General features: G+C 69.0%; 16 protein-coding genes and 1 pseudogene. 10 read left to right on the forward strand and 7 right to left on the reverse strand.

The window, feature by feature from the left end:
* Positions 1–111: pseudogene (locus ACFPIH_RS56550) on the forward strand (IS630 family transposase); the annotation flags it as partial.
* A 98-nt stretch (positions 112–209) separates the two neighbouring features.
* On the opposite strand, the gene ACFPIH_RS42645 reads toward ACFPIH_RS56550, so the two are convergent.
* Positions 210–1,166, reverse strand: coding sequence for an AraC family transcriptional regulator (locus ACFPIH_RS42645; protein ID WP_381183825.1), 957 nt, complete (start codon positions 1,164–1,166; stop codon positions 210–212).
* Between the two features lie 122 nt (positions 1,167–1,288).
* On the opposite strand from ACFPIH_RS42645, the gene ACFPIH_RS42650 reads away from it, so the two are divergent.
* The gene (locus tag ACFPIH_RS42650; protein WP_381183822.1) at positions 1,289–2,041 is read left to right on the forward strand and encodes an SDR family NAD(P)-dependent oxidoreductase; all 753 of its coding nucleotides are present in this window, start codon (positions 1,289–1,291) and stop codon (positions 2,039–2,041) included.
* Positions 2,042–2,433: 392 nt separating this feature from the next.
* On the opposite strand, the gene ACFPIH_RS42655 is transcribed toward ACFPIH_RS42650, so the two are convergent.
* Complete coding sequence (locus ACFPIH_RS42655; RefSeq protein WP_381183820.1) at positions 2,434–5,469, reverse strand: Tn3 family transposase; 3,036 nt, start codon at positions 5,467–5,469, stop codon at positions 2,434–2,436.
* Positions 5,470–5,689: 220 nt separating this feature from the next.
* Here ACFPIH_RS42655 and ACFPIH_RS42660 point away from each other — a divergent pair, with 220 nt between their 5' ends.
* A complete protein-coding gene (locus ACFPIH_RS42660) occupies positions 5,690–6,100 on the forward strand; it encodes an HNH endonuclease family protein (protein WP_381183817.1) in 411 nt (136 codons plus the stop codon).
* Between the two features lie 115 nt (positions 6,101–6,215).
* Here ACFPIH_RS42660 and ACFPIH_RS42665 read toward each other — a convergent pair whose 3' ends face one another.
* The 3 genes from ACFPIH_RS42665 to ACFPIH_RS42675 all read right to left on the reverse strand — a co-directional run bounded on the left by ACFPIH_RS42665 (position 6,216) and on the right by ACFPIH_RS42675 (position 8,192).
* Positions 6,216–6,416 carry a hypothetical protein gene (locus tag ACFPIH_RS42665; RefSeq protein WP_381183815.1) on the reverse strand — a complete coding sequence of 67 codons (201 nt, stop codon included), beginning with the start codon at positions 6,414–6,416 and terminating at the stop codon, positions 6,216–6,218.
* Positions 6,417–6,921: 505 nt separating this feature from the next.
* Positions 6,922–7,596, reverse strand: coding sequence for a hypothetical protein (locus ACFPIH_RS42670; protein ID WP_381183812.1), 675 nt, complete (start codon positions 7,594–7,596; stop codon positions 6,922–6,924).
* The gene (locus tag ACFPIH_RS42675) at positions 7,593–8,192 is read right to left on the reverse strand and encodes a sigma-70 family RNA polymerase sigma factor (RefSeq protein ID WP_381183810.1); all 600 of its coding nucleotides are present in this window, start codon (positions 8,190–8,192) and stop codon (positions 7,593–7,595) included. Before ACFPIH_RS42675 ends, ACFPIH_RS42670 begins: the two co-directional genes overlap by 4 nt.
* A 478-nt stretch (positions 8,193–8,670) precedes the next feature.
* Between ACFPIH_RS42675 and ACFPIH_RS42680 the strand changes: the two genes are divergently transcribed.
* The 3 genes from ACFPIH_RS42680 to ACFPIH_RS42690 all read left to right on the forward strand — a co-directional run bounded on the left by ACFPIH_RS42680 (position 8,671) and on the right by ACFPIH_RS42690 (position 11,134).
* Positions 8,671–8,931 (forward strand): type II toxin-antitoxin system Phd/YefM family antitoxin, encoded by a 261-nt coding sequence (locus ACFPIH_RS42680; protein WP_381183807.1) that lies wholly within the window; start codon positions 8,671–8,673, stop codon positions 8,929–8,931.
* Entirely contained in the window at positions 8,928–9,173 is a 246-nt protein-coding gene (locus tag ACFPIH_RS42685; RefSeq protein ID WP_381183806.1) for a type II toxin-antitoxin system RelE family toxin, read from the forward strand. The genes ACFPIH_RS42680 and ACFPIH_RS42685 overlap by 4 nt, the downstream gene beginning before the upstream one ends.
* 104 nt (positions 9,174–9,277) lie before the next feature.
* Complete coding sequence (locus tag ACFPIH_RS42690; protein WP_381183803.1) at positions 9,278–11,134, forward strand: zeta toxin family protein; 1,857 nt, start codon at positions 9,278–9,280, stop codon at positions 11,132–11,134.
* Here ACFPIH_RS42690 and ACFPIH_RS42695 read toward each other — a convergent pair.
* Positions 11,098–11,343 (reverse strand): hypothetical protein, encoded by a 246-nt coding sequence (locus ACFPIH_RS42695; RefSeq protein ID WP_381183800.1) that lies wholly within the window; start codon positions 11,341–11,343, stop codon positions 11,098–11,100. The two genes, ACFPIH_RS42690 and ACFPIH_RS42695, sit on opposite strands and share 37 nt — an antisense overlap.
* 169 nt (positions 11,344–11,512) lie before the next feature.
* Here ACFPIH_RS42695 and ACFPIH_RS42700 point away from each other — a divergent pair, with 169 nt between their 5' ends.
* The 4 genes from ACFPIH_RS42700 to ACFPIH_RS42715 all read left to right on the forward strand — a co-directional run bounded on the left by ACFPIH_RS42700 (position 11,513) and on the right by ACFPIH_RS42715 (position 16,305).
* Entirely contained in the window at positions 11,513–14,161 is a 2,649-nt protein-coding gene (locus ACFPIH_RS42700; protein WP_381183797.1) for an ATP/GTP-binding protein, read from the forward strand.
* 662 nt (positions 14,162–14,823) lie between these two features.
* Positions 14,824–15,018, forward strand: coding sequence for a hypothetical protein (locus ACFPIH_RS42705; protein WP_381183794.1), 195 nt, complete (start codon positions 14,824–14,826; stop codon positions 15,016–15,018).
* Between the two features lie 226 nt (positions 15,019–15,244).
* Positions 15,245–15,853: a hypothetical protein gene (locus ACFPIH_RS42710; protein ID WP_381183791.1), complete on the forward strand. Its 609-nt coding sequence runs from the start codon at positions 15,245–15,247 to the stop codon at positions 15,851–15,853.
* 89 nt (positions 15,854–15,942) lie between these two features.
* Positions 15,943–16,305 carry a hypothetical protein gene (locus ACFPIH_RS42715; protein ID WP_381183789.1) on the forward strand — a complete coding sequence of 121 codons (363 nt, stop codon included), beginning with the start codon at positions 15,943–15,945 and terminating at the stop codon, positions 16,303–16,305.
* Positions 16,306–16,662: 357 nt separating this feature from the next.
* Here the strand turns inward: ACFPIH_RS42715 and ACFPIH_RS42720 are convergent, their stop codons facing one another.
* Positions 16,663–17,280, reverse strand: a complete 618-nt coding sequence (locus tag ACFPIH_RS42720; RefSeq protein ID WP_381183786.1) for a DUF6417 family protein — start codon at positions 17,278–17,280, stop codon at positions 16,663–16,665.
* Positions 17,281–17,456: the final 176 nt, after the last annotated feature.

Raw genomic sequence — 17,456 nt, forward strand, 5'->3', positions numbered from 1 at the left:
TTGGAGGCCCTCGTCCGCAACCGGCTCAAACGACTCCAGTACCGGCCCGAAACCCTCGACGGCTTCATAGCCGGCACCGGCCTCGCCCTCGGCAACCCGACCTCACCCTGACGAGCCGAAGTCAGTAACGATCTTGCTCATCAATCGGTCGATAGGTGAGCGCCACGCAAACGAGCCGTGTGTTCGCGAACATGCGCGACGCCTTTCGGTCACCCGTGCGATTGTGTGACCTTCGGGTTGTCGGCCCCAGTGCTACTGATCCGGAATTGTTTGGGTGAGGAGCCGACCACACGGCGGAATGCGGTGCTGAACGCGCTCTCGGATTTGTAGCCGATCATGAACGCGAGTTCGGAGATCGTTCGCGTGCCATGGCTCAGGGCGTCGCGGGCGAGGCTCATTCTCCACTGGATCAAATAGTCCAGCGGGGTGGTTCCGACCCGGCCCTTGAAGGATGAGGCGAACGCGGAACGTGACATGTGGCTGATACCGGCAAGCTCTTTGAGTGTCCAGGGGTGTGCTGCGTCGGTGTGCATGGCGCGAAGGGCTGCACCGATACCGTCGTCGTTGAGCGCTCCCAGCCAGCCGGTGGGCTGATCGGCCTGTTCGGCGTGGGCGCGCAGCATGTGGACGAACAGGACCTGTGCGAGGTGGTTCAGGACGAGAGAGCTGCCAGCGGCGGCGGTCCTGGTCTCGGAGACCAGGAGCTCGCTGAGATGTGCCAGGAGCTTGCCGCGGGGATCTGCGGCACGGACAAGCACGAGCAGCGGTAGGACTTGGGTCAGGACTGGGGTCTTCGTGTCCTCGAACGAGAAGTGCCCGCCGCAGAGGTACGTGTCTTCCTCGGCCTCCGGGCCGATGCGTACGACACCGTCCTTGGCGCTCCCCCACACCGGCTTCGCAGGGCGCGATGGTGCGGTGAGTGTGCTGGCCAGGACGTAGGGCGGGGGGTTGCCCAGCAGGTAGAAGTCGCCCTCTTCCAGCAGTACGGGCTTGTGCCCGTCAAGGGTCAGCCAGCATGCGCCGCGCGCGACGACACCAAGCTTGACATGCGAGGACTGATCGAAGCGCAGCGCCCACGGTCCTGCCGCATGAAGTCCGGGGTCGATCACGGTGCGAGGGCGCAGAAGACCGATGGCGTCGGCGATCGGATCGCTGGAGCCGAGCACGCCCACCTCCCTTCTGGACGATACGTAAAGAAACAAGGACTACACATGATGCACCGTACCGGGGTGTACCTGAAGTATGGCTATCGAAGCAGGTCAACACAGAGGGATATGGAGACACTCGCATGGGACAGCTTGAGGGCAGGACGGCTGTGGTCACCGGCGGCAGCACCGGAATCGGTCTGGCCACCGCCGCACGTCTGGCAGACGAGGGCGCGCACGTGTTCATCACAGGCCGGCGCAAGACCGAGTTGGACGCCGCCATCGAGACCATCGGAGCATCCAGGGCCACCGCGGTGGCCGGCGACATCTCCGAGGCAGCCGACCTGGACCGGCTCTACGACGCGGTCCGGGCCCGGGGACAGGGACTGGACGTGCTCGTCGCGAACGCGGCAGTCGGTACGTTCGTCACGCTGGAGCAGACCACCGAAGACCACTTCGACCAGACCTTCGGAGTCAACGTCCGGGGCACTGTGTTCACCGTGCAGAAGGCGCTCCCGCTGCTCAACGACGGCGCCTCGGTCATCCTGACCTCCTCCACAGCCGCCGACAACGGCACGGAGGCGTTCGGTGCGTACGCGGCGTCCAAGGCCGCCGTCCGGTCATTCGCGCGGACATGGTCCAACGAACTCAAAGGCCGGGGCATCAGGGTCAACGCGGTGTCGCCGGGCGGGGTGGAAACTCCCGGACTCGCCAACATTCTCGGCGGCGAGGAGACACTGTCCGCTGTCAAGGAGAATGTCGCCGCGACCGTGGCCAAGGGCCGCATAGGGCGTCCTGAGGAGGTCGCCGCAGTGGTGGCGTTCCTAGCTTCCGGACAGAGCAGCTACATCGTCGGCGCGAACATCTACGTCGACGGCGGGCAGAACCAGATCTGAGAACTTGATTTCGATTCTTGCTGATCGGTGAGAAACGCCAAGCCTCTGAGCTGCTTCTTCTTCGTTCTTCACGCTCTTGACGCGCGGCGGCGGGGGCTGGGAGACAGGAAGGAAGGGGCGACGGACGGAGTCCGGCGGGGCGGTGCCGGGGCCTGCCCGAGGTGATCTGTGAGGAACGGTGGTCGCCAATGGCTCCGAGATGATGCGCTGGTGCCGGATCAGTCGGTCGTCCACGCGTCTGATCCGCAGTTCGCCGGGAAGCCGTGGCTGACCGCATTTTCGCGCGAGCACCTGGCTGAGCTGGTCGAACAGTGCAAACGGCGCCCGTTCGTAGACGCCGAGCTGGTGGCCCGTGTCACCGGCACCGCGTCGGTGGCGGAACTGAACCGCCCTTACGCGTCCGCACCTTCCTCGGCCGGCTCCTCATCGCCCGCTGTACGAGGGCTGGGCACCGTGACCGCGGTGAGGCTGAGGCGGGCGGCCATATTCAGGGTGACCTCCCCGTACGGACGCACATGCGACCAGAACAGCGGGGTCAGGCCACGCCGGTCGGCGGGCGTGAGGAGCTCGGCCCACTCAGGTTCGCCGAGGATGTCCTGGAGCATCAGGGTGTTCACGTAGGCCAGGGCCGATTGCAGAATCCGCAGGCACAGCACGAACATCTCCTGCTCGTCGCGCCGGTTCGAGGCGATCTCCCCGCCCTTGCCGTAGGCGATCACGGAGTTCGCGCCGTTGGAGGACTCCATCACGTTCAGGCCCTCCTCGATCTCCCGCTGAAGGTCCCGAAGCCGCAAGTACCGGGCCACGAAGATGGTCTTCTGCGCACGCCCGACCTCCAGCATGGCCGCGTAGGCGGGGTGGGAGGCGTTGCGGGTGAAGCGCCGCAGGATCGCCTCGGTGGACGCGGTACGGGTCCGGATCGCGGTCGCGTACTTGATCATCTGGTCGTACTGCTGGGCGATGAGTTCCCAGCGGATCGGGCGGGTCAGCGCCGGGGTCAGCTGCGGGTAAGCGTCCGGTTCGCCGGCCACTGGCCAGTACAGCTTCACCTTGTTGATCCGCTTGATCCTCGGCAGCAGGTCGAAGTTCAGCAGCCTCGTGATGCCGAACCCGATTTCCGACTGGCCGTGCGAGTCCGTGTAGTTGGCTTCCACGTCCATGGTGGTGCCGTGCCGCATCGCGCCCTCGATCATCGCGGCGACCTCGGAGGCGGTGCAGTTGATCAGCTGGGAGTGGATGGCCAGGGACTTCTTCTCCACGTGCCAGTAGATGAGCACCCCGCGGCCGCCGTAGCGCGAGTGCCACTCGGTGAACAGGTTCTGGTCGTAGGCGCGTACGTGGGTGGAGTCGGAGGCGACCGCGGTCGAGCCCTGTCCCCATAGCTCGGTGCTGCGGGCGGCGAAGGTGGCGTTCGCGATCTGGATGGCGATGGCGCGAGCGGCCTCGGCGGACAGGTAGCGGCGGCGTACGTAGCGCAGTTCGTCCTCGGTGTGGCCGTGGCCGCCGGACGCCACGGCCTTGATCCCGGTGTTCGTGCCGTACGCGTAGATGACCGGCAGCAGGCGCTCGGCCAGTACCTCCGGTGAGAGGCTGCCGCCGCCGGAGACGGAGGTGACCGCGTCCAGGCATCCGGTGCGCAGCACCGCTTCCTTGAGCATGTCGACGAGCGGCACGATGCCCCATCGGCGCTGTACCTCGGCCTTGATCCTGCGCAGGTTGCGCGGCTCGGGCTGGGCCTCGGCCGCCGTGAGCCGGATCGCCCCAGACTTCCGCTCGGCGATGTCCAGCCAGGTCAGCTTCGGCACCTGGTCGTTGAGCAAGGTCAGTTCGGCCGTCATCTGCCCGCGCAGTTCGTCGACGAACAGCGCGGCGTCCAGCGGCTTGCGCAGCTCTCGGTAGTTCTCCGCCCGCCTCGCCTCGAAGTCCTGGGGCAGGTCCTCGTCCGGGTCGCGCCACTTGTCGGCGCCGACGACCCAGATCTCCTTGCACTTGAGCTGATCGCGCAGGGCCTGGAAGGCGACGACCTCGTAGACCATGCGCACCACCCGGCGCTGGCCGCGCTTGTCGGCACGGTGGACGACCTCCGCCCAGTCCCCGCCCATTGCCTTGTGCACCGGCACCGTCTCACCCAGCGGGTAGTACGTCGTGTTCCCGGCGTTCGCGTACCGCGCCACCAGCGCCAGGGCCTCGATCACTGGCCGGTGGGCGTGATTGGAGGAGCGGAACTCCAGCACGTCCAGCAGCTTGATCAGCCCGCGCCTGTAGTGGTTGGTGTAAGAGGCCTTCAGCGTCGTCTGCACCGTCCGCCGGTAGACCGGCCCGCGGGTCTTGAACTCGTGCACCAGCTCCCGCAGTGTCGCCTCGCCCCCGGACACCGCCGGGAACACGACCTGGCGGACCGTCCCCTCCGGGGTGCCGAGCGACGCCTCGGCGAGCCTGAAGAGGATGTTCTCCTTACCCGACACCTTCTTGAACGCGTTGATGAGCTGCTCGGTGACCTTCTTCTCCGCCCGCGCCCCGATCCGGTGCACCGTGGAGATCAGCAGCTCCACCAGTGTGTCGGTGATCTCCCGCTCCCGCTCGTGCAGCAGGGCGGCCAGCAAGGTCACCCGCAGTGACACCGGGTGCGTCCGCAGGTGGGAAGGCGACTCCACCGCGGCCCGCGCCCGCCAGCCAGCTACGACCTTCGGCGCGACGTCGATGAACAGATCCCGTGGCAGACCGATCGCCCGCACCGCCAGGAGCTTGTCGATCTCGGTGAGCATCGTCTCCAGGCTCACGTTGCCCGGCGCTTCCTTGACCTTCGCCAGCACCGGTGGCACATCCTCACCCTCCGTACCGCCGTCCGCGGGTCCGGCATCGTCCTGGTCGGCGCTGGCCGCCAGAGCCACGATCCGCTCGATGCTCTCCACGGTCAGCCGCGAGGAGATCAGGGCCGTCAGCGCCTCCTCGGCCGCCCGCAGGGCAGCCCCCACGATCCGGTCGCACCGGCCCGACGTGGGCGGCTCGATACTCTCCGCGCGGCAGCGCACCAGCAGTTCCACCCGCACCTGCTCGGGCCTGCGTTCCTTGTGCGCGACGTGCTCGGCCAGATACGCCGTCAGCTTCTCCGCGTCCGCGACGCTGCACTCACGGAAGCCGAGGTGCTCCCGGACCTGCGCACGGTGGTACTCGACCGTACGGCCCGTCCAGTCGTAGAAACCCAGCTCCGAGGCAGGAACCTGCACCTGCCGGGCGACGAACTCCACGGCCTCACCGGGCAGCTCTGCCCGGTTCCGGGGAAACCGGCCGTACTGCGTGTAGAACTTCAGCAGCACGGCGAAGCCCAGTCGCGTCGCACCACGCTTGCCGGACACGAGCGCCTGCTCGTCCTTCAGCAGCGTCCAGTGCTCGACCAACTCGTCCAGGTCCAACGGAGTACGGGCCACGATCGCCGATCGTCCCCGCAGAGCTTCACCCACCGCAGCCGTACAGCCCAGGACTCACCCACACGAGTGACGCCGTCGCAAGATCACTACCGTTTGCGGCTGGTGACAGCATTCTTACCGGCACCCCGACAAGCTGTACCCGCACTGGAAGGACCTCGACAAGAACGGCTGCAACGCAGACCGGGACGTCCTGATCGACGAGGCCATCGAGGACCCCGTCGTGGGGGTCGGCTGCAAGCTGACCGGCGGCGTCTGGTTCTCCTACTACGACAACCTGGAGATCCACGGCTCCGGCCCCGGGAAGATCGACATCGATCACATGGTGCCTCTGGCCGAGGTCCACGACTCCGGCGGCTATAGCTGGACCCCTGAGCGCCGCAAGCGGTACGCAAATGACCTCGGTGCCGAGAGCACTCTCGTGGCCGTCAGCGCCCGCTCCAACCGGCAGAAGTCCGACAGGGACCCCGCCGACTGGATGCCCATCCCGGAGGCCCGCTGCCGCTACATCGGCGAATGGGTCGTCACGAAGCTGCGCTGGGACCTCTCCGTCGACCAGGCCGAGAAGGACGCCCTGCTGGACTACGCCTCTGAGTGCCCCAACAGCAAACTGCACTACGAACCGGCCGAGTAGCTGCATCACTTCCGGGATGTGGCTGCGGCCAGCATCCGGGGTCCTCGACGGAGTCGGAGAACGGTGGGTTGCAGAGGACTCGGTGGACCCACCGGAGTGGGCCCACCCAGGGAGGTCAGTGGCGGGTCTCCCACCACAGGATGAGCAGGGTCACCGCGCCGCTGCCGAGCTTGTACGCGACCCCCTGCAGGAAGTGCATGTGGACGCCCTGTCCACGGCGTCCGATCCATTTACGCAGGTAGCAGATGGTCTTGGTGCGCCACCTGTCCACGCGAGCCAGATGCCTGGCCCAGCGTTTGGCGCTACTCTCCTCCATACGGAGTTCCTCTCGTTGATAGGCGTGCTGGAACACCGCGCAGGGAGCCCTCCCAACTCGTGGCCTGAGAAACCCGTTGGGGATGCAGGGCTCCTTCTGCGCGTTCGGGGAAGTTTAATGACGGGCGTTGACGAGCGGCGCCCGGCGAGGGCAAGTCGTCAGCCCTGGTTCGCCCTAGTTAGCCCTCGGGCGACCGGCAGCGACCGGCAGCGACCGGATAGCGCGTAAACGCGCAGTTCAAGGGCACGGAGTCGCCATAGTGTGACCTTGGCCATAGGTCGTCGTCATGCTCCTGAACCTCCTTTCGGCTCGGGGCAGTGGAATGTACGTGCGCTGCCGTGATTCCACAAACAGTCCTGGACGGGACCGACGGTGAGCGCGCGCGGCGGGCCTTGACGGGCAGTCATACGCCGGAGCGGGCGCCCCGCCATGCCTGCCGAGTTCCGTCGGGCCGCGCCGGACCGGAGGGTCCCGATGGCAGCGGCCGGCCCGGCAGGGCCGTGTGTCAGCGGCGGGTGAAGTCGTGGAGCCGGTCGGCGAGGCGCTGGTCGGGGCGCTGGACGATGATGCAGGAGTCGGTCTTCGCGGTGGCGAGGCGGTCGATCTCCATCTCCAGGCCTCCGGTGGGGGCGCCGGCGAGGCTGGTGCCGGTCCTGCGGACGTACGTCGCGACGGCTTCCAGGGTGGCGAGGAAGGCGCTGTCGGGGGCTTCGGAGTCGAGGACGTCGTCGGTGACCTCGTGCAGCCAGTGCCGTGCCTCGCGGGTCTCGCCGAGGGCGAGGTGGTGCAGGTGCAGGCAGTAGGCGGCGGCGCGGTGGCCGGCCCCTGCGGCGAGCTGCCACCAGAACTGGGCGCTCTCGGGGTGGTCGGTGAGGTGGAGCAGGCAGGCGAAGACGAGGGCGCCGTCGACGTCGAGGTGGCCGTCGTCCGAGGGGGTCTTGGGTTCCTGGGCGAGGCGGTCGACGTGGTCTGCGGCGTCGGGCTTGTTGAGGATCCAGCGGCACACCACGGACAGGCGCTCCCCGGCCTGGGCGGCGCGGACGGTGTCGGGGTGCGGCCTGGCGGTGGCGGCGGCCGCGTCGGCGGCGAGGCGGCGCAGCGCGGCGCCCACGTCGAAGCCGTCGCACGGGCTGGTGGGGATGCGTGCGTCGGCCAGTACTTCGTCGATGGCGGTGGTCACTGTCCCGTCCCCTTCTTGTTCTTGGGCGCGGCAGGCAGTCCCAGCCGGATGCGCAGGCGCTCCTTGGCCTTGCGGCCGTGGTAATCGACGGTACGGGCGTCAAGGCCCATGTAGCGGGCGATCCGCTTGGTGGGATAGCCGAGCAGGTGGCGCAGGACGGTCACGGTGAACTGGCGGGTGGACAGCTCCAGGATCGCCTCGTACACGCCGTCGGCGCTGCTGCTGAGCTCCATCTCCTTGCGGACCGCCTCGAGGTTCATCGCTATGGGTCCGTTGATGAGGAACGCCGGCGGGCGCCCGTCGGCATCAAGGCGGCGGGTGACGCCGCGGTGCAGCACGGCGAGCGTCTGCTGTTCGAGGTCGCCCTGCTGCAGCAGTCCGTCCCAGCCTCCGAGGATCTCGAGGAACACCTGGTGGACCACCTGTTCGGCGGTGCGGCGGCTGCCGAGGTGGATCTCCGCGAAGTCGTGGAAGAACTCCTGGTGCCCGAGGTAGAAGCCCTCGAAGTCCAGGGGGAGATCGGGAGGGGCCTGAACGGGCTGGCCGTGGCCGCCGTCCTGGGGCGATACGTCCGTGCCGACGTCGCCGTCGCCCATGGATCCTCCAGCTGGTGCGAGTGCCGGTCCTCTCCGTTGAGGCCGGCGGTTGCGGACGCGGGTCAACTCACCCACGTGAGCGCCCAGTTGGCCCGGGCTCCCAGGCACCACCCTGGCGATTTCGGAGCGTTGAGACTCATGCGGCCCTAGAAAATTATTACTCAGAGATCACCCATGGAAGCGGAATGTGAGTACGACACATGTGCAGATGTTCGACCAATGGCCTGCGAGCTGGGATAACGGGACCAGTTGGGGCAGTTCACCGTTCAAGAAGCGTCGCACTCGTGGTGCACATCACACTCGTCTCGCTGGTGAGTGGGCGCCCGGCGAAGCACTCCCGTCAGCTCCGGCCGACAGTGCGCACAACCGATCCGCCCTCACCCGTTCGGGGGGCGCACGGTGGTGAAAGCGGCCCGGCGCACACGCGGGCCCCGGAGGGCGGTCCATGGGAAGTGCACACTTCTGTAAGGTGGTGTGCATGACGGAGACGACTTACTCGATCGTGGAAGCCCGCGCCCGCCTGGGCGCCATCGCGCGCGAGGTCAGCGCCACCCGTGAACCGGTCGCCATCACCGACCACGGGCAGACCATCGCGATACTGGTCAGCCCCGCTGACGCCCTCGAGCTGCAGGAGATGCGGGCCCTGGCCGCCTATCGTGCCCGCCAGGCCCGGGGTGAGGACGCCGGCGTCCCGCATGACGAGGCGTACCGCCGCGTGTTCGGCGGAGCTGAGGCGTGAGCTACGAGGTCATCTGGGAGCCCGAGGCGTTAGCCCAGGCGGAGCGGCTCGCCAAGGACGACCCGGCCGGGGTGCGTCAGGTGTTCACCGCCGTCGACCGCCTCGCCGACGAACCGAGGCCCGACGGCGCGTTCGGCAGCGCCGACCTGCTGCGCATCCACGTCGGGATCTACCGCGTGATGTACGAGATCAGCGACCAGCAGGTCCGCGTCAGCGTGATCCACCTCGGACGTGTGCGCTGAGCAGATGGGGTGCGCTGGCCGGGCCCGGAGTTCCCCGGCCCGGTCGGCGTGTGCGTGGCAGTGACGGATGTGCCGATCGGTACGGGCGAGATCAAGGGGTTGCAGTGAAGGACGCGGACGTCATACCGGTCGTGCTGACTGAGGATCAGCATGCGGAGATCCTGGCGTCCCAGATCCTGCCGGCCTGGACCAAGGATGCTGTCCCCCAGCAACGGCCTGTGGTGGTACTTGTCGCCGGACCGCCGGGCGGTGGGAAATCCACTCTCTGCGAGCTCCTGCTGGCAGTCCTTGACCAGCGCGGCGGAGCGGTGCTGGTCGGCCGCGACCTCTACAAGACCGCTCACCCCGAGTACGCCGCCCTCCTGCACCGGGATGAGCGCACAGCCGGTGTGCGGGTGCGGCCGGACGTGCTGCGGTGGCAGGCGGAGGTCGAGGAGTACGTGCGCCGCAAGCAATTCGACGCGGTGGTGGAAACCCCGCTCGCCGATCCCGAGGAGGCCCGTGCGGCGACTCTCGCCTACCGGGCGGCCGGCTATCGCGTCGAGGTGGTGGTGCTGGCCTCGGCACAGGCCGTGACACAGCTGAGCGTGCTGGACCGCTTCCTGGCGAGCGAGGACGGAACCGGCCGGTACGTCTCCTGGGACAACCTCGACCGATGCGTGCACGGTCTGCCCCGGTCGATTGCGGTCATCGAGGCCGAGCAGCTCGCCGACCGGTTGATGGTTGTGCGGCGCGACCTGGACGTGCTGTTCGACAACGAGCTGACCGAGGACGGAGTCTGGCGGTCCTCAGCGGGCGCGCACCAGACGCATGCTGCGGAGCTGGCCCGGCCGTGGACAGCGCCGGAGACCTGGCGATTCCGCCACCAAATCGCCGGCGTCGAACAGCAGTTGCACCCCTTGGTGAGCACGCCGGAGCGACGCCTTGCCGTGGCCGGAGGCCTGGAGCGCGCCTGTGCGCTGGCCGAGCCAGTGCGCCGCATCGCCCAGCCCCTCACTGTGCCGCCCGGGGTCGACTACCACCGTCTGTCCGCCGACGAGCACAGCTTCATCTTCAACGAGTTGATCGTCCCGATGTACCTGGGCGACATCACCGCACAGGATCAGCCGGTGGCGCTGTATGTGATGGGTCCGCAAGGAGCCGGAAAAACCCGCACGTCGCACACGCTGCGCCGCGCACTGCGCCGTCGCAGGCCCACGCGTATCGAGGGCGGCATGTTCAAGGCGGCGCACCCCGACTACCGCCAGCTCCTTGCCGAGCAGCCGCGCACGGCCTCGGCCCGGATCAGGGCCGACTACCGGGCCTGGCAGGAACAGGCCGAAGCCTACGTACGCCAGCGCCGCGGCGACCTGCTCATCGAGATCGCCCCCGACAGCGTCGGCCACTTCCTCGACGGTGCACGCCGCCACCACCGGGCGGGCTACCGCGTGGAGCTGATCGTGCTGGGAGTGCGCGCTGCGGACAGCCGGCTGGGTACCGCAACCCGGTGCGCCGAGGTGGCCCGCGTCGGCGGCACACCCCGGTTCACTTCAGCCGCCGCCCACGGCGTGTCCTTCAACGTGGTCGCCGACGCCGTCCGCGCGGCGGAACAGGAACCGCACACCGTGAGCTCCGTCTCCGTCATCCGCAGAGATCTGACCGCGGTGTACCGCAACGAGCGCACTTCGGGCGGAGCGTGGGTGCGACCGCCCCGGGCCGGGCACGCCCTGGTCGGGGAGCAGTACCGCCCGTACACGTTGACGGAAGCGGCCCAGTTCCTCACCGCCCTGCAGAGCGTGCAGGGCGAGCTGCCGCAGTACCGGTCGGATCTGGTCGAGATCGCCGCGCTCGCCTGGCCGCTGATGCCCGCCCACCTGCAACCGCGCACCCTCGCCTCCACCATCACACGGGCGGCGCTGCCCGTCCCCGTCCAGCAGGGCCCTGGCTACTGGCCCCTGAGCTCTTGGGACCGGGCCGCGTAGCGGGCCGCGATCTCGGCCACTTCGTCCGGGCCGGCGTCCTCCAGTGCCTGCTGGTCGGCGGCGCACTCCGCCAGCCCGGCTTTCAGGAGCTCCAGGCGCTCGGTGTCGGGCACGGCGGCGCGCCGCTCCTTGACGATCTGCTCGAAGTACCAGGTGCTCACGTCCTGCACCAGCCTCTCGGCGACCTCAGGGTTCACGTTCTCAGACAAAGCGGGGTGTCCTTCGGGTATCGGGACCAGGAGGCGCCATTGTCCCTGGCCGAGACAACACCGCCGGGGGCCCGGGTTGCGGGAAGGGTCCGCGAAACAGGGGCAGGGGCACATAGGTTGATACCGCTGATGATCTTTTTCGGGGGGTGTCGTGGCGCGGGATCTACGGATGCTGTTCGGCTCGAACGACCGGTCCGTCGCGGCCGAAGAAGCGTTCACAAACCGCCAGGCCCAGTGGCAGGCCGTCGTCGCCGCGCTCGCCGACCACCTGCAACGGGTCGCCAGCCCCTCGTTCGATGTCGAGGACCTGGCCAGTGCCCGGCACAACATCCTGGTCGGCCACGGCGTCGGCGGGATCGGCAAATCCACCCTCTCCCGCAAAATCGAGGCCTCCCTCGCCCACCGGCAGGACCGGCCCGCCCAATGGGACGCGCCCTCCTGGCCGACCGAGCGGATCCTGCCGGTACGCATCGACCTCGCACGGTCCACCGGCACCGACTTCGAACACGTGGTGCTGTCGATCCGCCTCGCGATCGCCGCCCTGGGCCGCCCCATGCCCGCCTTCGACTTGGCCCTGCGCCGTCACTGGGAGCGCAACCACCCCGGCGAACCCCTCGAGGAGTACCTGCGGCGCGGCGGCATGCTCAGCCGCTTCAGCAACGCGGTCAACCTCCCGCAGCAGATGCAGTCCGCGCTGGCCGACGTCGCCCAGGCGCTGACCCTCCCCGGCACCGTGGGCGGCGCCGTCGGCCAGCTCACCACCGCACTGGTCGGCGCGCTGCGCGAACGACGCCAGACCGTACGCGCGCTGGCCGGCTGTACGCGCCTGGCGGACATCCTGGAGGCCGAGCCCGACCTGGAGACCCTGAGTTTCGCCACTCACCTGCTGGCCTGGGATCTGGCCCAACTCCCTGCAGACCAGCAGATCACCCCGGTGATCCTGTTCGACACCTTCGAGGACGTCGGCGACCGGACGAACCGGGACCTGGAACGGCTGCTGCAGCGCATCGTGTGGCTGATGCCCAATGCGATGTTCGTGATCACCGGGCGCAACCGGCTGCAGTGGGCCGAGGACGGCCTGCAGGGGCAGCTCGACTGGACCGGCCCCACCGCCTGGCCGGGCCTGGCCGGCCACGTGCCGGGTTCCCGCGGCAGGAGCGGGCCCACCGCACGGCAGATCCTGATCGGCGACTTCTCCCCCGAGGACTGCGACGACCACCTCGCCCGCCGCCTGACTCGCAGCGGGCAGCCTCTGATTGACGAGAATCTGCGCCGCGCCATTGCCGCACGGTCCCACGGCCTGCCCCTGTACCTCGATCTGGCGGTCATGCGGTTCTTGGAGATCCGGCGCAGTGGCCGGGCGCCGCAGCTGGCCGACTTCGGCGGCTTCCCCGCCCTGATCTCCCGCACCGTCAGCGATCTGACCACCGATGAGCGGCATGTACTGCGCTCGGTGTCTCTCCTGGACGCCTTCTCGGTCCCCTTGGCCACCCAGGTGGCAGGACTCGCCCACGACGCGGCGGCGCTGCGGCTCACCGAGCGCCCTTTCATCCGCGACGAACCGGCAGGGCTGTGGCCCTTCCACCTCCACCAGGTGGTCCGCTCCGCGATCCGTCACGCCGAGGACCACACAGATGACCGCTGGTCGCCGCAGGACTGGCAACGGGCAGCGATGCGCGCCCTGACAGCTCTGGGCCACGAGTGGAGCCACGGGCCGCGGCGCGACCGCGCCATGCTGATCGGCTGCCTGCGCCAGGGCCTGCGCCTCGCCCGCGACTTCAGCCTCGAACTGGACTGGCTCACCGAGGCCGCCTTCAGTTACGTCGGCGACTCCGTGTGGGAGCCCCTCGCCCCGCCCGCCCAAGACCACGAAGCCGATGCCGCACTGAACACACCGGCTGAAGCGCTGGTGGAGACCCTCAGCGCCCTGGCGCGCCGTCAACGCGAACACCGCGCACACACCGTCACCCGGCTCACCACCATCATCGACTGCAACCTGTTGCCCGCCGAGCTGCACGAGATGGCCCTCTACTACCGGGCCAAGGCCTACCGCGACATCGGACACAGCCAGGACTCACGCCGCGGATACCAGCAGGTCGCCGACGGCGCCGGCCGCCTGGCCCCAGCCGCCCGGCGCGGCCTCGCCCAGGCCGCCCGGCTTGCCGGAGACTTCCCCACCGCGCACACCGCCGCACAGACCCTGGGCTGGGAAGGACGCCACCAGCGCGTACTGGGCGACCTGTGGTGGCTGCAGGGAGAACCGGAACGCGCGGCCGTCGCCTACCTCGCCGGACGCACGGAAGCCGAACAGCATGCCAACTCCGGTGAAGCCGCACACAACCAGGCCCTGCGCGCCCTCGCCGTCGCCTTCTTCGATCCCCACCAGGCCGACGACGAAATCGACCTGGCCCACCAGCTCCTCGCCAACCTCGACCTGCGCGCCACCACGATCAACGCGGCCATCGCCGCACTGATCCGGGACGCCGGAAATCCCGCACTCGACGACCGCATCCACACCCTGCGCACCGAGCTCGACCTCGCCGGCCTCGCCTCCATGACTCCCACCCTCGAACTCGCCGCGGCATTCCACCAGGCCGTCCTCGCCGACCACGACGCACTTGCCGCCACCCTTTCCCGGCTGCGCGAACAGACCCGGAACGGGGACTACGCGTACTACGCCGACATCGCCCACTTCATGGCCGGCCTGCCCCTCGAAGCACCCTCACCAGCACAGTGGATCGACGGCGCAGACCCAACCCGGCAGCGCTGGCGGAGCCTGGTCACCGCGCGGCGCGCCCACCTGGGCACCCTGCGGTGAAGGACCGCGCTGCCTATCTCCCCGTCAGGGTGTGACGTCCTCTACCCGGTTGCAGACACTGGTGTCCAGGCCTTCCGCCGATCGAGAGCGAATTCCCTGCTTCTGCGAATGATGATCACCCGATGGGGCAATATCCTCGAACATCCCTGCCTGGCCTTGCGCCCGTGACCAGCTCGCGGTCCGTTCGGTGGGCAGGGGGATCACAGGCGTGGCTGCCATGTCTGGCGAGAGCCGCCGCTCCCCGCTCCGGCCAGAGAAGGAGGGGGCGGCGGCCGATCCCCTCTCCCGAGGGGAAGTGATCTCGGCTACACGCACAGTGTGTGGACCATTGCCCAATGTCACTCGTTCGATACCGTGCGAGTACGGGCGGTGTTGACGTGCCGTCGCACCATCAATTGGTGATTAGCCCATCAGTGAACCGATTTGCCCGATCCTGGGCGGGGCGTCTCGGCACTATAAACGCAGGCCCGAACCCCCCGGTTCCCGGGGCCAATGCTGCGCGGACACAGGGAAGTTGCCCGCACCCCACAGTCCGTGCATTCTGACGCTCCCAGCACGGTGGCCTTCTGGCCGGAGCCCGCCGACCGCTGGGTCTGCCACTCGCCAGACACCACCCGTGCGGTGCCCCAGCACCGCCGGGCCAACACCCTAGGAGACCATCCGTGTCGACCACCCTGCCCGCCACGCCGCCTCCCGACCCGTCCGCTCAGGACGCCGACCACGACAGCCGTCACGCCGTCCACGTACGCGTCGGACGCCACTTCGAGCTCAAGCTCTACCTCTCCCCCACCGTCCTGGCGGCGCTGCTGGGCGGCGGCACCACCACCGCCGCCCTCGTCACCGTCCTCGCCCGGTAACCGCACAGGCACGGAGCGGGGGCTGAGCCGGCAACGGCGTCAGCCCCCGCTCCGTATCCGGACGGCAGGCGAGCATGACGGGAAACGGCCCCAGCCCCGAGCTCACCTGGGTCTGCGAGGGAAAACCGGCGGCTCTGGCCATGCCTCGTCTCGACGGATCCGCCGCCCCCGGTCGCCCCGGCCGGTCCGCGCGGGTGGGCGGCGGTCGCCGCTGCCCGCGATCGACGTGTGCACCCTGTGGGGCGGCCAGGACGGTCCACGACCTGCTGTGCGTTGGAAGGAAGGCACGCTCGTAACGGCGGCCGGCCTGACCCAGGATGAGATCCTCGCCGCCGTCGCCCACCACCAGGCCGTGTGGGACGGCGACGGCGACGCGGTCACGGTGCTGTCGGAACGCGACGGCTCCGAGCGCGGCATCCTCGATCTGGTCATCGATATCGCGGACGCCTTCGGGCAGCTGTACCTGATCGCCCGCCACGGCAACCGCGACGACATGGACGACAGCGAGCGCGAAGAGGCGGAACGCAAGGTCGACGAGGACCCCGCCGCGGCCGTCACCGCAGTGCCGATCGACGCGTACCGGCTGCGGGCGAAAACTGCCCAGAGCCCCGCGGTGAGGGAACTGAGCTTCTCCGTGATCGGCTACCTGGCGATGTCGTCGCGGGCTACCCGCGACGAAGTGCCGCAGATCCACGAGATGATGCGCGTGCCGCCCTCGCCAACGGCTGACCACTTCACAACGCTCTGTTCGAAGCCGCAGCCGACTGGCCGCGCCGCCCACGCCCCCGGCACTGCTTCACCCCCGCCTCCCCCGATCAGGGAGTTTGATCCCTGATCCCCCGCCTGCGCTCTTCGGCGTCGGGCAGCGTTGGCGCCTGCAACGGGACACCGCCGAAGGCGTCCCGTACGACGTGGAGGAGACACATGCGAGGTACGAGGGCTGTCACCGCGGGCGCGCTGGCGCTGGCTCTGGCAACCGGTATCGGCTGGACCGCTCAGGCGTCCCCCGACCACACCCCCGCCGGCACACCCGCACAGGCCCGGGTCGTCGACGGCTACCAGATCGTCAAGCTCCCCAACGCGAACGTGCCCAACTTCCAGCGCCGCACCGTCTACTGCCCGGCGGGCAAGCACGTGATCGGCGGAGGCGCCGAAGCCCAGGGCAACGACGCGATCCTCGTCGGCAGTTTCCCCACCGACGACGCGACCGGCTGGGTCGCTCTCGGCCGGCAGAACAACTACAGCACGGTCGGCATCAGCGTCTACGCCATCTGCGCCAACGTCTGACCGCACCTCCAGACCGGAGGGCCGCACAACCCGACGGCCAGGCCCTCCGGCCCCAGCGCCCCGCACCGGACACCCGGCGGCGGGGCTCTTTTTCCTTAGTCTGATCCAGCCCGTCAGCCTGGTCGCCGTCGGCCGCAATGGCATTGAGCACGTCCTCATCACCCGCGCCGCCGACGCCCCCTGCCCCGACCCCAACTGCCGGACGGACTCCGTAGTCGTCACCGAAGTCGTCCACACCGGCCAGACCGCCGAACGCTTCTACGACGGATGTGACCACGAATTCCTCAACGGCCAACCGGTGCTCGGTGAGGAAGTCCTCCGACAGGAATGACCACCCCGACATGGCAACTTGCAGCGCTACCGGCCAGGCGACGCCGGGCAGGGCGAGCGCGGCTCTGCAGCCGCAGCCGCATTCGCCGCCGTCTCCGGCTGGTGCAGAACACCGTAGGCACGTCCGAAGCGGTTGGCCTCGCCTGCAGATCCGGTCATCTGGTGCAGCCAGAACCCGTACGCCACCGACTCCATCTGCTCCTGCGTCAGATGGAGCCGCCACCGGCCCGCGCCGCGGTCGTGCACCGCCGTACGGACCCGCTCGGCAAGCCCTGGCGCGGGCGGCGACGCCAGCTCGCCGGCCAGACCGACGAACACCCGCAATGCCGCCATCTGAGACGGCAGCAGCTCCACCAGCCGCTCGCCCGGCCCCGGCCCGGACGGCGCGGGGTCCGGGCGGGTCTGGGCGTACGCGAGCAGGTCGCGTCCGGCGGAGGAGACACGGACCGCCGAGCGCACCGGCCGGCCTTCCCACGCCGACAGCTCAGCGCGCGTCTCCCGGCTGGCGCCCTCCACCAGACCTTCGCGGGCGAGCATGCGCACACTGGGGCGCAGCGGCTCCACCACCGTGTCCAGCACCCAGCCGTGCTCGGACCTCTCCTCACACGCCCGCACCGTCTGAAGCGCATCGAGGATCCTCTCCACCCGCACTCCGTGCCCGTCCCTTCGCCGATCCCGCTGCTTCTTGCGCCGGCCACGCCCGGCACGCCCCGACACGAGGGTGCCGTACAACCGGTGAGCCCGGCAGCGGTTCAGGACCCCGCTCACCGGCAGAGCGATGATGCGACTTAACGCCCGAGCGGGTGATACGGCGTTCCAAG

Origin of the sequence: Streptomyces vulcanius, assembly GCF_042653945.1 — a bacterium.
Lineage (GTDB): Bacteria > Actinomycetota > Actinomycetes > Streptomycetales > Streptomycetaceae > Streptomyces > Streptomyces mangrovi.